Origin of the sequence: Mycolicibacterium grossiae, from assembly GCF_008329645.1 — a bacterium.
GTDB classification, from domain to species: Bacteria; Actinomycetota; Actinomycetes; order Mycobacteriales; family Mycobacteriaceae; genus Mycobacterium; species Mycobacterium grossiae.
In genome coordinates this window covers 3,117,206-3,131,089 of sequence record NZ_CP043474.1, presented here as the reverse complement: position 1 = coordinate 3,131,089, position 13,884 = coordinate 3,117,206, and the positions used below count along the sequence as shown (strand labels likewise).

Annotated in this window: 13 protein-coding genes; 9 read left to right on the top strand and 4 right to left on the bottom strand. The window is 69.8% G+C overall.

Annotation, left to right across the window (positions count from 1 at the left end; genetic code table 11):
- Positions 1-125 precede the first annotated feature (125 nt).
- From treS to FZ046_RS15030, 3 genes are all read left to right on the top strand, one after another.
- On the top strand, positions 126-2,381 hold the full coding sequence (gene treS, locus FZ046_RS15040; RefSeq protein ID WP_070352321.1) for a maltose alpha-D-glucosyltransferase: 2,256 nt from the start codon (positions 126-128) through the stop codon (positions 2,379-2,381).
- Positions 2,382-2,545: 164 nt separating this feature from the next.
- A complete protein-coding gene (locus FZ046_RS15035) occupies positions 2,546-3,967 on the top strand; it encodes a glycoside hydrolase family 183 protein (RefSeq protein WP_070352322.1) in 1,422 nt (473 codons plus the stop codon).
- A 23-nt stretch (positions 3,968-3,990) separates the two neighbouring features.
- Positions 3,991-5,061, top strand: coding sequence for an aldo/keto reductase (locus FZ046_RS15030; protein WP_070352323.1), 1,071 nt, complete (start codon positions 3,991-3,993; stop codon positions 5,059-5,061).
- Between the two features lie 7 nt (positions 5,062-5,068).
- Here FZ046_RS15030 and FZ046_RS15025 read toward each other — a convergent pair whose 3' ends face one another.
- Entirely contained in the window at positions 5,069-5,365 is a 297-nt protein-coding gene (locus tag FZ046_RS15025) for a hypothetical protein (protein ID WP_070352324.1), read from the bottom strand.
- Between the two features lie 70 nt (positions 5,366-5,435).
- Here FZ046_RS15025 and FZ046_RS15020 point away from each other — a divergent pair, with 70 nt between their 5' ends.
- Positions 5,436-6,329 (top strand): endonuclease/exonuclease/phosphatase family protein, encoded by an 894-nt coding sequence (locus tag FZ046_RS15020; RefSeq protein WP_246182789.1) that lies wholly within the window; start codon positions 5,436-5,438, stop codon positions 6,327-6,329.
- An 83-nt stretch (positions 6,330-6,412) separates the two neighbouring features.
- Complete coding sequence (locus FZ046_RS15015; RefSeq protein WP_070352325.1) at positions 6,413-7,252, top strand: mycofactocin-coupled SDR family oxidoreductase; 840 nt, start codon at positions 6,413-6,415, stop codon at positions 7,250-7,252.
- Here the strand turns inward: FZ046_RS15015 and FZ046_RS15010 are convergent.
- Positions 7,245-7,847 (bottom strand): TetR/AcrR family transcriptional regulator, encoded by a 603-nt coding sequence (locus tag FZ046_RS15010; RefSeq protein ID WP_099045862.1) that lies wholly within the window; start codon positions 7,845-7,847, stop codon positions 7,245-7,247. The genes FZ046_RS15015 and FZ046_RS15010 overlap by 8 nt on opposite strands.
- Before the next feature lie 128 nt (positions 7,848-7,975).
- On the opposite strand from FZ046_RS15010, the gene FZ046_RS15005 reads away from it, so the two are divergent.
- Positions 7,976-9,256 carry a cytochrome P450 gene (locus tag FZ046_RS15005; protein WP_070352326.1) on the top strand — a complete coding sequence of 427 codons (1,281 nt, stop codon included), beginning with the start codon at positions 7,976-7,978 and terminating at the stop codon, positions 9,254-9,256.
- Here the strand turns inward: FZ046_RS15005 and FZ046_RS15000 are convergent.
- Positions 9,181-9,828: a TetR/AcrR family transcriptional regulator gene (locus FZ046_RS15000; RefSeq protein ID WP_070352327.1), complete on the bottom strand. Its 648-nt coding sequence runs from the start codon at positions 9,826-9,828 to the stop codon at positions 9,181-9,183. The two genes, FZ046_RS15005 and FZ046_RS15000, sit on opposite strands and share 76 nt — an antisense overlap.
- 106 nt (positions 9,829-9,934) lie before the next feature.
- Between FZ046_RS15000 and FZ046_RS14995 the strand changes: the two genes are divergently transcribed.
- From FZ046_RS14995 to FZ046_RS14985, 3 genes are read left to right on the top strand one after another with little or no spacing between them, the layout of a single operon-like run.
- Entirely contained in the window at positions 9,935-10,765 is an 831-nt protein-coding gene (locus tag FZ046_RS14995; RefSeq protein ID WP_070352328.1) for a mycofactocin-coupled SDR family oxidoreductase, read from the top strand.
- A 50-nt stretch (positions 10,766-10,815) separates the two neighbouring features.
- Complete coding sequence (locus tag FZ046_RS14990; protein ID WP_246183045.1) at positions 10,816-11,568, top strand: mycofactocin-coupled SDR family oxidoreductase; 753 nt, start codon at positions 10,816-10,818, stop codon at positions 11,566-11,568.
- A 58-nt stretch (positions 11,569-11,626) separates the two neighbouring features.
- Complete coding sequence (locus FZ046_RS14985) at positions 11,627-12,370, top strand: carboxymuconolactone decarboxylase family protein (protein WP_083298125.1); 744 nt, start codon at positions 11,627-11,629, stop codon at positions 12,368-12,370.
- 34 nt (positions 12,371-12,404) lie between these two features.
- Here the strand turns inward: FZ046_RS14985 and FZ046_RS14980 are convergent, their stop codons facing one another.
- Complete coding sequence (locus FZ046_RS14980) at positions 12,405-13,790, bottom strand: CYTH and CHAD domain-containing protein (RefSeq protein ID WP_328514365.1); 1,386 nt, start codon at positions 13,788-13,790, stop codon at positions 12,405-12,407.
- Between the last annotated feature and the right edge of the window lie 94 nt (positions 13,791-13,884).

The window sequence follows — 13,884 nt, the reverse complement described above, 5'->3', positions numbered from 1 at the left end:
CAGCGGCGCCGAATAGACCCGGGCGCAGCGGCGCCGATTCTCCGGTTTCAACATCGCCGAACGTTGGCAATACTGCGTGCGGACGATCACCTCAGCCTTTTCACGCGCATCTGCGAAGGGAATGCATGACTCACGCGGCAGAGTCGGAGCCGGAAGACCAGGTCAGCGAGACGACCGACGTCACCTTCGACGAGCACCTCCATCCTGCGCGCCCGCGTGCCCTCCGTTTCCGCCCGCGGGTGCGTACGCCGTTCACCCGGCGGTCGCTGACGCAGGACGGTTCGCCGACGGCGGACAACGCCGGTTACGTGTCCTGGTTGCTCAGCCAGTCGATGCTCGCCGACGCCAACGAGATCAGTCAGCAGTTCTCCGGCCAGGGCTCGATGTGGCAGAACCCGTACGCCACCCCGAGTCCCCGGGGTGCGGTCGACACGGCGTCGGTGTGGTTCACGGCCTACCCGCTGTCGCTCATCACGCGTCCGCAGGAGTCGTTCCTCAAGGCGATGGCCGACGAGGAGATGTGGAAGGCCTTCGCCGAGATCGGCATCGAGGGCATCCACACCGGCCCGGTCAAACGCGCCGGCGGGATCTCCGGGTGGGATCTGACGCCCAGCGTCGACGGGCACTTCGACCGGATCAGCACGCAGATCGACCCGGCCTTCGGCACCGAGGACGAATTCCGCACGATGTGCGGCACGGCCAACTGGTACGGCGGCACCATCATCGACGACATCGTGCCCGGCCACACGGGCAAGGGCGCGGACTTCCGGCTCGCGGAGATGAAGTACGCCGACTACCCGGGCATCTACCACATGGTCGAGATCGACCCGCGCGACTGGGAGCACCTCCCCGAGGTTCCGCCGGGCGCGGACTCGGTGAACATCGATGCCGCGACCGAGGAGTGGCTCGACAAGGCCGGTTACATCATCGGCCGCCTGCAGCGGGTCATCTTCTACGCCGAGGGCGTCAAGGAGACCAACTGGAGCGTCACCCGCCCGGTGCTCGGCGTGGACGGCGTCGAGCGGCGCTGGGTGTACCTGCACTACTTCAAGGACGGTCAACCGTCGATCAACTGGCTCGACCCGTCCTTCGCCGGCATGCGCCTGGTGATCGGCGACGCGCTGCACTCGCTGACCGACCTCGGCACCGGCGGCTTGCGCCTGGACGCCAACGGGTTCCTCGGCGCGGAGAAGGCGGCGTCGGAGGACTCGGTGGGCTGGTCGGAGGGGCATCCGCTGTCGGAGGCCGCGAACCACCTGATCGCCAGCATGGTGCGCAAGGTGGGTGGCTTCACCTTCCAGGAACTCAACCTGACGATCGACGACATCCGCGAGATCGGCGAGGCCGGTGCGGACCTGTCCTACGACTTCATCAACCGGCCCGCCTACCACCACGCGCTCGCGACCGCCGACACCGAGTTCCTCCGGCTCACGCTGCGCACCACGCTCGAACTCGGCGTCGACCCGGCGTCGCTCGTGCACGCGCTGCAGAACCACGACGAACTCACCTACGAACTCGTGCACTGGTCCAACGGGCACCGCGACGACGTCTACACCTACAAGGGCGAAGAGGTCACCGGCGAGGCGCTCGGCGAATCGGTGCGCAGCGACCTGCTGGAGAAGCTGACCGGCGCGAACGGCCCGTACAACCAGGTGTTCACCACCAACGGGATCGCCTGCACCACCGCGACCGTCATCGCGGCGACACTCGGGGTCACCGACCTCGACGACATCGGCGACGGTTCGGGCGGTGGCGTGTCGCTGGATCGGGTCCGGCGCGCGCACCTGCTGCTGGCGATGTTCAACGCCCTGCAACCGGGCGTCTTCGCCCTCAGCGGTTGGGATCTGTGCGGCATGCTGACGCTGCCCACCAGCGAGGTCGCCGAATTGCTGCGCGGCGGGGACACCCGGTGGATCCACCGCGCCGCGCACGACCTGATGGGCGTGAACCCCGACGCGACGCAGTCGACGGCCGGGATGCCGCGCGGCCGTAGCCTTTACGGACCCATCCCGCAGCAACTCGATGACGACACCAGCTTCCTGCGGCAGCTGCAGGCGATCCTGCGGGTGCGTTCGCACTACGGCATCGCGACGAGCACGCAGGTCGACATCCCCGAGGTCTCGCACCGCGGCATGCTGGTGCTCGTGCATCAACTGGCCGACGAGGGTCAGTATCAGTTGACGGTCCTGAACTTCGCCAACGAGGACGTGGCCGGCACGGTCCGCTCCGAGGCCCTGCCACCCGGCGGCACGGTGTCGGACATGTTCACCGGCAAGGCCTTCGCCACCGTGGACGACCTGCACAGCTTCACCGTCGAGATGCCCCCGCACCACGGCATGGCGCTGCTCGTCGAGGTGCCGCCGGTCCCGGCCGACGCGTGACGGCGGGCCCGCGGGCGCCGACCTCGGCGCCCGCGGCCGCGGTTGCGACACGGTCACGAACGCATACCCGTTCGCGCACCGTCCCCCGCAGTGAGGACGCGGTCGCTAACGTCGCGTGAACCACGTCGCCACGAGACCGCGACGTGCCGGCCGAGAGGTGAGGCATGTCGCCGCGACTGCGAACGGTTCCGCTGGCAACGGTGTCCAGCGTTGCGGTGGTGGTTCTGGGCGTGACGCTCGGCGTGGCGCCGCCTGCCGTCGCCGAGCCGTGCGAGGGCGCCGCCGCGGCCGCTCAGCCCCTGCCGGGTCAGGCCTTCCAGATCCCGAGTCCGTCGGCGCTGGCACCGTTCAACCGTCCGCTCGGGCACAAACCGGCCGGCGCCAACGACGCCGCGCCGCTCCCCCGGCTCGGGCAATTACCGCTGGCCATCCTCAAGGCGCTGGTGCCGCCGTCGGCGCAGGTGCGCCAGCAGGCCGCCGTCGTGTCGTCGCCCGCACCCGGCGCCGCGGCCCCCGAGCCGGTGCGCACGCCCGCGCCCGCCCCGCCCGCACCGGCGGCGGCCGTCCCGGCGAGTCCGCCCGGCACCTCCATCGTCGGCTGGGTGACCGGACCGGACAGCCCCAACCAGACCATCCAGCGGTTCGCCATCACCGGTACTGACCTCGGGATCATGTGGGACAACGGCGATCCCGCGAACGGGCAGGTGCTGATGGCGTTCGGGGACACCAACGGCTACTGCGGCATCCCGGGCAAGCAGTGGCGCTACAACGCACTGTTCCGCACCCAGGACCGCTCGCTCGCCAAGACCGTCGCCGTCGCCGACGGCGCCGTGGCCAACCGCTATTCCGGGTCGCCGGTGTGGCGTCCGGGCATCTCCAAGCAGATCATCAACAGCATCGGCCAGGCTCCGCAGGAGACGGGCATCATCCCGACCGCCGGTGTGGCGGTCGGCCGCAACCAGTTCCTCAACTTCATGTCGATCCGCAACTGGGACAGCCCCGGGTCCTGGTCGACGAACTTCTCGGCCATCGCCACGTCGACCGACAACGGCGAGACCTGGGGGGTCTATCCCGGGACCATCCGGCCGCCGGGTGGCGGCAACGAGAACTTCCAGATGGGCGCCTTCCTCAAGCCCGGTCCCGGCGACCCGTACCTGTACGCGTTCGGCACACCGCCGGGCCGAGGGGGTGCGGCGTACCTCGCGCGCGTGGCCCCCACCCTGGTTCCGGACCTCACGCGCTACGAGTACTGGAACGGCGATCAGCAGGCGTGGGTGCCGGCGAATCCGGCCGCCGCGACACCGGTGATCCCCGGTCCCGTCGGGGAGTTGTCGGCGCAGTACAACACCTACCTCAAGCAGTACGTCGTGCTGCACTGCAACGGCGCCAACGACGTCGTGATGCGGACCGCGCCGGCACCCCAGGGCCCCTGGGGTCCCGAACAGCTTCTGGTACGCGCCACGGACATCCCGGGCGGCATCTATGCGCCGTACCTGCACCCGTGGTCGGTCGGCAAGGAGCTGTACTACACCCTCTCGTTGTGGTCGGCGTACAACGTGATGCTGCTGAAGACGGTGCTGCCCTGACAGGTCGGCCTAGGCTGGATGCCATGGCCGAGCCGTTCGCGATCCCCGACGTCCCCTTCACGCACGACCCGTGGGTGGCCGCGCGCACCCGGTACGACGAGATGCCGTACCGCCGGGTCGGCACTTCCGGCTTGCTGCTGCCCGCCATCTCGCTGGGGCTCTGGTACAACTTCGGCGACAACCGGCCCTTCGACGTGCAGCGCGAGGTGCTCCGCTACGCGTTCGACCGCGGGATCACCCACTTCGACCTCGCCAACAACTACGGCCCGCCCTACGGCTCGGCCGAGGAGAACTTCGGCCGGATGCTCCGGCGCGACTTCAAGCCCTACCGCAACGAACTCCTCATCTCGACCAAGGCCGGCTGGGACATGTGGCCGGGACCGTACGGACAACTGGGCGGCCGGGCGTACCTGCTGGCCAGTCTCGACGAGTCCCTGGACCGCCTCGGCCTGGACTACGTCGACGTCTTCTACTCGCACCGCATCGACGCCGGAACGCCGCTGGAGGAGACCATCGGCGCCCTGGACGCCGCGGTCCGCGCCGGCAAGACCCGCTACGTCGGCATCTCCTCGTACTCCGCGGCGAAGACCGCCGAGGCGGCCGAGATCGCGCAGCGACTCGGCACACCGCTGGTGATCTACCAGCCGTCCTACTCCCTGCTGAACCGGTGGATCGAGGGCGATCTGACGTCCGAACTCGCGCGGGCGGGCATGGGCGCCATCGCCTTCACCGCGCTGGGACAGGGCCTGCTCACCGACCGCTACCTCGAGCGCTCCGCGGCCGAGATCGACCGCGCCACCGCCCGTCCCACGTTCGACGACGACCTGGTGACCGACGAGGTGCTCGACCGTCTGCGGGCTCTGGCGGACATCGCGCGGCGCCGTGGTCAGTCGCTGGCACAGCTCGCGCTGGCCTGGGTGCTGCGCGACGAGACGGTGGCCTCGACGCTGGTCGGCGCGTCGAGCGTCGCGCAGCTGGAGGAGAATCTCGGCGCGTTGCGCAATCTCGACTTCAGCGCCGAGGAACTGGCCGAGATCGACCGGTACGCGTCGGAATCGGGCATCGACCTCTGGCGGGAGAGTTCCGACGTCTGACCGCCGCTCAGGCCTCGCAGTCCAGGCGGAGATCCCAGTCGGTGGCCTCGGACAGGCCGCGATGAATCGAGCGGGCCAGCTCGTGTCGTTCCGCCACGGGCTGGCTGGCGAAGAACACGTGAATCGCCGTGCCGCCGGGCGACTCTCGATCCGGTAGCACGCGCAGGAACGAGGTCGGTCGACCGATGACCGGGTAGAGCTTGCCCTCCGGGGTGAGCACGCTGTCGGTGATGCGTGCCACCGCTTCCTGAACCTCGTCGCTGGACGGACCGGGTCCGACGAGCACGTAGTCGACGTTCGTCATGGCCCTAGATTAGTCGACGTTCGTCATGGCCCTAGATTAGGAAACCGCCACAGCGGGGACAATCTGCGGTGTGCGTTCGGTCCTCTCGGTGTGGCGCGGCCTGGGCCGGCGTCGGCGCCGCGTCCCGGTGCGGGTGTACGACGCGGTGGCCGGGCGGTGGGTGGACGCCGCCGACGTCGCCAACCACGTCGCCGACGCCGACGAGGCGGCACCCGCCACACTGACGCTCACGACGTACAACGTGTGGTTCGACGACCTCCACGCCGACGAACGCCACGGCGCGCTCGCCGGCGTGCTGGCGCCGCTCGCGCCCGACGTCATGGTGTTCCAGGAGATGACGCCGCGCGCACTGGCGATCCTGCACGCCCAACCGTGGATTCGGCGTGACTACCGCAGCGCCGCCGCCGTCGGGCATCGCGACATCGGGCCCTACGGCATAGTGCTGCTGACGCGGTTGCCGGTTCGCCGCGTCACCTACCGGCCGCTGCCGAGTGAGCTGTCGCGCGGAATCCTGCTGTGCGAGTTCGGTTTCGACGACAATCCGTTGACGGTGTGTTCGATCCACCTCGACAGCGGCAAACGACGTGCCGGCCTGCGCGCGACGCAGCTGCGGGCGATCACCCGGGCGCTGCGCGGCGCCGACGACGCCGTCGTCCTGGGCGACTTCAACATGCGCGACCGGGAGAACGGACGCATCACCGCCCCGTACACCGACCTCTGGCCCGCACTGCGACCCGGAGAGCACGGATACACCGAGGACACGTCGATCAACCTCATGCGCTACGACATGAAGGACAAGCACCGGCACGTGCGGTTCGACCGCATCCTGCTCAAGGGGACGGCCTGGTCGGCGTCGGACATCGGACTGCTGGGCACCGAACCGCTCTCGGCGCAGCTTCCGCGGATCTTCCCGTCCGACCACTTCGGCCTCCGGTGCACGCTGACCTCGCGCCCGACCCCTTGACAGCCGGCACGCGTACTGCCATCGTCCTGATCGATCGATCAAATCGTGCCGCTGGACGAGCGGCACCGGACGGGAGGCGCACCATGGCCGGACGCGTGGCGGACAAAGTCGCATTCATCACCGGGGCGGCGCGCGGGCAGGGACGCAGCCATGCCGTGCGGCTCGCGCAGGAGGGCGCCGACATCGTCGCCGTCGACGTCTGCCGTCAGGTGGGAAGCAGCAGCGAGATCCCCGCGGCGACGCGTGACGACCTCGCCGAGACCGCCGGACTGATCAAGGATCTCGGTCGGCGCGTCGTGACGGCCGAGGTCGACGTCCGCGACTACGACGCCCTGGCGTCGGCCCTCGACGGAGCGGTGGAGGAATTGGGCAGGCTCGACATCGTCGTCGCCAATGCCGGGATCGGCAACGGCGGCAACACCTTGGATCGGACCAGCGAAGCCGACTGGCAGGACATGATCGACGTCAACCTGTCCGGGGTGTGGAAGACGGTGAAGTGCGCGGTGCCCCACCTGCTGTCGAGCGGACCTGGGGGCTCGATCATCCTCACCAGTTCGGTCGGCGGACTCAAGGCGTACCCCCACACCGGGCACTACATCGCGGCCAAGCACGGCGTCGTCGGTTTGATGCGCACCTTCGCCGTCGAACTCGGGCAGCACTTCATCCGGGTGAACTCGGTCCACCCGACCAACGTGAATACGCCGATGTTCATGAACGAGGGCACCATGAAGCTGTTCCGGCCGGACCTGGAGAACCCCGGGCCCGACGACATGGCCGTCGTCGCGCAGATGATGCACGTACTGCCCGTCGGCTGGGTGGAACCGGTCGACATCAGCAACGCCGTGCTCTTCCTCGCCTCCGAGGAGTCCCGATACGTCACCGGACTGCCGCTCACCGTCGACGCGGGCAGCATGCTCAAGTAGTGGAACCGACCTCCGGTGTCGAGCCGAGCAGCCGGTCGACCACCGCGATCATGTCGCGGTGTCCTGCCGTGACGCCGATGGCACTCTCGTTGCTCAGGCTGCGTGACATCTGCACCAGCACCATCGACACGACGACGGGCGGGTAGTCGCTGAGGTCGACGCCACGAGCGCGTAGTCCGATGGCAGCGGCGGCGGTTTCGATGTCGCGCACCCGCTCGGCGTAGGCCTTGAGAGCGACACCCACGACCTTCCGATGGTTGGCGAGGGCGACGAACTCGGAGTTGAGGACGGTCAGGCGCGCATCGGAGTTGATCTCCCACAGCGCCTGCAGCGGGTCGTCGGCGTGCAGAGCCTGTCGCATCCTGTCGAGCGCCGCGTCGGCACCCGCGCGCAACACCGCGACGAACAAGTCGTCCATGGTGTCGAAGTAGTAGTAGACCAGGGCGGAGCGGACGCCCGCGCGCTCGGCGACGCGCCGCGACGTCGCGGCCGCGTAGCCCTCCTCGCGCATGAGGGCCGCGGTGGCCTCGATGAGGCGCGTACGGGTCACGGACTCCTTGTCCCGGTTGGTCCGCGTGGCCGCCACGACCCACATTGTGCACGCCGTGCGCGCAATCGCCACGCACGGTGACGCGTCCTTGACCACGTGTCGACGACGTGTTAGACAATCGACGCGACTTTGATCAATCGTTCAAATCTTGGGCGACGCGAAGGAGGCGACACGTGACGCACGTGGCCGACATCGACTACTTCTCCGACGAGGCGGTGACCCAGGACCCCTACGAGTACCTGCGGAGCCGCGGACCGGTCACCGTGGAACCGCATCACGGCGTCGTGGCGGTCACCGGGTACGCCGAGGTGATGGCGGTGTTCAAGGACGTCGATGCGTTCTCGGCCGTCAACGCGATCGGTGGGCCCTTCCCTCCCCTTCCGTTCGTGCCCGAGGGCGACGACATCTCGGCGCAGATCGAGGCGCACCGGCACCTGTTTCCGATCCACGAGCACATGGTGGTGATGGACCCGCCCGAGCACGACCGGGCGCGCTCGCTACTCAGCCGGCTGCTCACGCCACGCCGCCTGAAGGAGAACGAGGACTTCATGTGGCAGCTCGTCGACGAGCAGCTCGACGAGTTCATCGGCAACGGGCGCTGCGAGTTCCTCGCCGAGTACGCCAGACCCTTCGCCACCCTGGCGATCACCGATCTGCTGGGCGTCCCGCCGGAGGACCGAGCCGGGTTCCGCCGGGCGTTGGGCGCGGACAAGCCGACGGGCAACCGCGTCGGCGCGCTCGACGGCGAGCCCGTCGGACTCAACCCGCTGCAGTACCTCGACGACACGTTCAGCGCCTACATCGCCGATCGCCGGCGTGCGCCACGCGACGACATCCTGGGCGGCATGGCGTCGGCTACCTACCCCGACGGGTCGACGCCCGCCGTGCTGGAGGTCGTGCGTCCGGCCACGTTCCTCTTCGCCGCGGGCCAGGAGACGGTGACCAAGCTGCTGAGCACCACCGTCCAGGTCCTCGGCGACCGCCCCGAGTTCCAGGACCTGTTGCGCGAGCGCAGAGACCTGATCCCGGCCTTCATCGAGGAGTCGCTGCGCACGCAGAGCCCGACCAAGGTCGACTTCCGGTTGGCTCGCAGGACCACCGAGCTGGGTGGTGTCCGCATTCCCGCCGGCAGCGTCGTGATGCTCTGCCTCGGTGCGGCCAACCGGGATCCGGCGAAGTTCGAGGCGCCGGACGAGTTCCGCGTCGACCGCCGAAACGTGCGCGAGCACCTCGCCTTCGGTCGCGGGATCCACACCTGCGCCGGCGCCCCGCTGGCGCGCGTCGAGGGTCAGATCACGGTTCACCGCCTGCTCGACCGCCTGCGCGACATCCGGATCAGCGCCACGGCGCACGGCCCGGCCGACCGGCGCACCTACCGCTACGAACCGACGTTCCTCCTCCGCGGGCTCACCGAACTGCACGTCGAGTTCGACGTCGCCGACTCGGCGTCGTAGCCCCGCGTCATCCACCGGATGGAGCGGTCGAGGGTGGCGACGATGTCGGTGATGGCGATCTCGCCGGCTGCGAAGCGGCCCAGCAGGCCGTAGACGAGGCTCGACAGCACCGCATCGAGATCGGCGACGAAGGCCTCGTCGACGTCGGCCAGCGCCTCCATGGCGGCCGGCACGACCGCGTCCAGACCGTGGTGCAGGAGCCGGTCGCCACCGGGTGACGAGCGCGCACGGTAGAACGCCGCGAGCATGCCGGGATGGTCCTCCCACGGTTCGAAGATGGTGCGGAACAACCGCATCAGGGCCTGGTGCAACGACTCACCGCGCCGACGCCCCCCACGGGTCACCTTCGCGTAGCGGTTCTCCTGCATCCACCATTGAAGCGCGGCGACGATGAGGTCGTCGCGGTTGCCGTAGCGCTTGTAGATCGTGGCGAGCGAGGTCCGCGACCGCCGCGCCACGTCGCGCAATTGGACTGCGTCGTAACCGTCCTCGTCCAGGATGCCCGCCACGATGGCGAGGATGCGGGCGTCTGCGCCCCGCGCGGCATCCGCGCGGCCGATCGCCTCGCTCATTCGACCAACCCCTTGCCCTCGGCGGTGTAACCCGGTTACCGTACCGCAGTAACACGGTTACTCCAGGACGGCGCAGAGCCGTCCGACCGCACCGAAGCGAGGAACGATGAGCCTGCATGGACGAGTCGCCCTGATCACCGGCGCCGCACGCGGCCAGGGCCGCAGCCACGCGCTGAGATTGGCTGCCGACGGCGCGGCCATCATCGGCATCGACGTGTGCGCCGACATCGACTCCACCGGCTACCCCATGGCCACCCGCACCGAACTCGACGAAACCGTCGCCCTGGTGGCCGAACGCGGTGGCACGATGCTCGCCTCCGTGGCCGACGTCCGTGACTTCGACGCCCTTGCGGGCGCCGTGGACGCCGGCGTAGCCCACTTCGGTCGGCTCGACGTCGTGCTGGCCAATGCCGGCATCGCCACGATGGCCTTCCGCGAACTGACCCTCGCCGAGGAACTTCGGCAGTGGACCGACGTCCTCGACGTCAACCTCGTCGGCGCCTTCCACACGGCCAAGGCCGCGCTGCCGCACCTACTGGCCGGTGACCGGGGCGGTGCGATCGTCTTCACTAGTTCCACCGCCGGACTCAAGGGGTTCGGCGGAACGCAGGGCGGCGGTCTGGCCTACGCCGCGTCCAAGCACGGCATCGTGGGGCTGATGCGTACGCTTGCGAATGCGCTCGCGCCGCACGGAATTCGTGTCAACACGGTGCATCCGACCGCCGTCGACACGATGATGGCCACGAACGACCAGATGCAGGACTTCCTCCGCAGTCATCCCGAGGGCGGCGGTCCGCACCTCGCCAACCCCATGCCCGTCGAGATGCTGGCACCCGAGGACGTCAGCGCGGCCATCGCCTACCTCGTGTCCGACGACGCCCGGTACGTCACTGGGGTGACGTTCCCCGTCGACGCCGGCTTCTGCAACAAGCTGTGAGCGGCCGCGTCGCGCACAAGCGCGTTCTCGTCACCGGCGCCGCGCGCGGCATGGGCAGGAGCCACGCCATGCGCCTGGCCGAGGAGGGTGCCGATCTCATCCTGGTCGACGTCTGCGCATCCCTGCCCGGACTCGAGTATCCGCTCGCGACCGTCGCCGATCTCGAAGAGACGGCCCGGCTGGTACGTCGATGCAAGCGCCGCGCCGTGACCGCGGTCGTCGACGTCCGCGACGAGGACGCCCTGCGGCGCGCGGTCGCCGACGCCGCGCGCGAACTCGGCGGTCTCGACGCCGCCGTCGCCAATGCCGGTGTCCTGACGGCGGGGACGTGGGACTCGACCACCGGCGCCCACTGGCGCCTGGTACTGGACGTCAACCTCATCGGCGCGTGGAACACGTGCGTGGCCGCCATCCCCTTCCTCCTCGACGCCGGCGGGGGCAGTCTGGTCAACATCAGCTCCGCCGCCGGCATCAAGGGCAGCCCGCTGCACATCCCCTACACCGCGTCCAAGCAGGGCATGGTCGGCATGAGCGTGGCACTGGCCAACGAACTGGCCGGCAGCGGGATCCGCGTCAACACCGTGCATCCCACCGGCGTACCGACCGGCATGGCGCCGGCGTCCATGCACGCACTGCTCGCCGAGACCCGCACGGACCTGGCGCCCCTCTTCGGCAACGCGCTGCCCACCGCCATGATCGAACCGGTCGACGTGAGCAACGCCGTGCTGTACCTGGTGTCCGACGAATCCCGGTACGTGACCGGCCTCCAGTTCAAGGTGGACGCCGGCGTGACGATCCGATAGGAGTGCCGTGAGCACCGACGACCGCCACGTGGCCGGGCTGCGGCGATACGCCGAAGTCATGACCGTCCCGGCGCCCGACGACGACAGCCCGACCGCGTCCGACGGTCTCATCGACTTCGTCTTCGCCGAGGTGTGGTCGCGGCCGGGCCTCAGCCGGCGCGACCGCCGGTTCGTCACCCTGGCCTGCGTTGCCGCCGCCGACGCCGACGGGCCCCTCGTCGAGCACGTGTACGCCGCGCTGGCCAGCGGCGACGTCGGCATCGACGAGATGCGGGAAGCCGTGCTGCATTTCGCGGTGTACGCCGGCTGGCCCAAGGCATCGCGCTTCAACATCGTCGTCGGTGCGCAGTGGGCCCGTGTTCTCGCCGAACGGGGGCTTGCCGCCGACGAGCCGAACCCGCTGTTGCCGTTGACGACGGCCAGCGACCCCGAGGCGCGTCTGCGCGGCGGCGAGGAGTCCTTCCGTGACATCAACTGCCTTCCGTTCGCGCCCACGCGTGACGACCCGTACTCCGGCGCGGGCATCCTGAACTTCGTCTTCGGCGAGGTGTGGCTACGGCCGGGCCTCGGCCACAGGGAGCGCCGCCTGATCACCGTGGCGTGCGTCGCGTTCCAGGACGCCGAGCTGCCGATCCAGTCACACGTGTACGCCGCACTCAAGAGCGGGGACGTGTCGCCCACCGAGATGGACGAACTGGCGCTGCACTTCGCGGCGTACTACGGCTGGCCGAAGGCCTCCCGGCTGAACGACGCCATCGCCGAACAGAAACGGCGCATCGCCGGCGAGACCGCTCAGCGGTGAGCGACGCCGGCGACCCGGACCCTGGCGTCGGCCATCACCCGTTCTTCGCGCGCGTACAGCAGGCCGAAGGTGAAGCCGTTCTCCCCCGGCGCCGATCCCGCGGCGGCACCCAGCCGGCGTAGCGCCTCGAGGCCACGACGGCGTCCTGATGATCGCCGAGGATGGTCTGCACCTGCTTGAACCGCTTCGCCCACCGCGCGGATCCGGAGTCGAGCGGCGACACCAGTTCCGCGGCGTAGCGGGCCCGCTTGGCGGCCTTGCGCGCGCCGTGCAGCAGGTCCGGGTCGCCGGCGTCGAGCGCACGGGCGAGGCGGCGACGGGCCTTGCGCCCGGCCCGCCTGGCGTCCGCCACGAGCGGCTTGGCGGCGAGGTCCGCCGCGAACGGCGGCGTACCGCGCCACCGCCGCAGAGTGGCGAGTAGCGCGAGGTGGCGCTCGGTGTCCAGGGCCTCGTCGACGGCCGTGCGCGCCCGCAGTTCACGTCCCCGCAGATCGCTGCGGATCCGCGACCGCACGGGTCCCAGGACGAGTTCGGACGGAATGTCGCCGAGCGCCTCGGCGAAGCGCTCCTGCTGCACCTGGGGATCGCGCACGTCGCCGAGAACGCCCGCCAACCACCGGAGTTCGGCGTCGAGGCCGTCGGTGTCCTCGGCGATGACGTCGGCGAAGACCCGCAGCACGCTGCGCAGGCGCCGGATCGCGACCCGCGTGTCCTGGATGGGGTCCTGGCCGCGCCGCAGCGCGACGTCGCCCGCCACGATCGCGGCGAGCTGTGCGTCGACGTAGTCACCGAGGACCGCGGCGGCTTTCGATCGCTGCGGTGGTCGGGGTGCGCCGACGGCACGCGCCAGCTTGGACGGGTAGGAGGCCGTCCGTGCGCCGGCAGCGCGCAAGCCGCGGCGCAGCTTCGTGGGCACCGCACGTTCGTCCGGCCCGAGTTCCACCTCGACCTCGCGCCAGGCGAGCAGCGCGTCGCCGACCGACGCCCGTACCGCGTCGTCGGCGACCTCGAAACGCTGCGCGCCGCCGGCCATGACGACGTGGCGCTGCCGGTGGGTGCGGATCGTGGCGACCTCGGACAGCGGCTTGCCGAGTGCCGCACCGCGCAGCACCCGCAGCAGTTCCTCGGGCGGGGTATCGGTGAGCGGCCAGTGCAGCTCGAGCCGGCCGTCGGCGGTGGGTAGCTTCACCTGCCACCCGGTGTCGTCGTCGCCGTCACGGCGGCGCACCACGATGCCCTGGGCCCGCAGGTCGTCATCGGCGGTGTCGTAATAGGTGCTCGACAGTTCGACCGCGTCGGTCCGGACCTCGCCGTCACGCGCGAACGCCGCGATGTCCGGCATCTCGAAGTCCGCGTCCACCGACCACTTCAGTTCCCGCTCCACGTACTCGTGCACTCCACCGGCTTTCCCGGTGCCCACGACGCAAAACCACGCCCGGTGCTTTGGCGCCGCTCGAACCGCCCGTGGCTGTACGCTGCGATCCGATCCACCTGGCCCATCCTCCGAGCAAGGC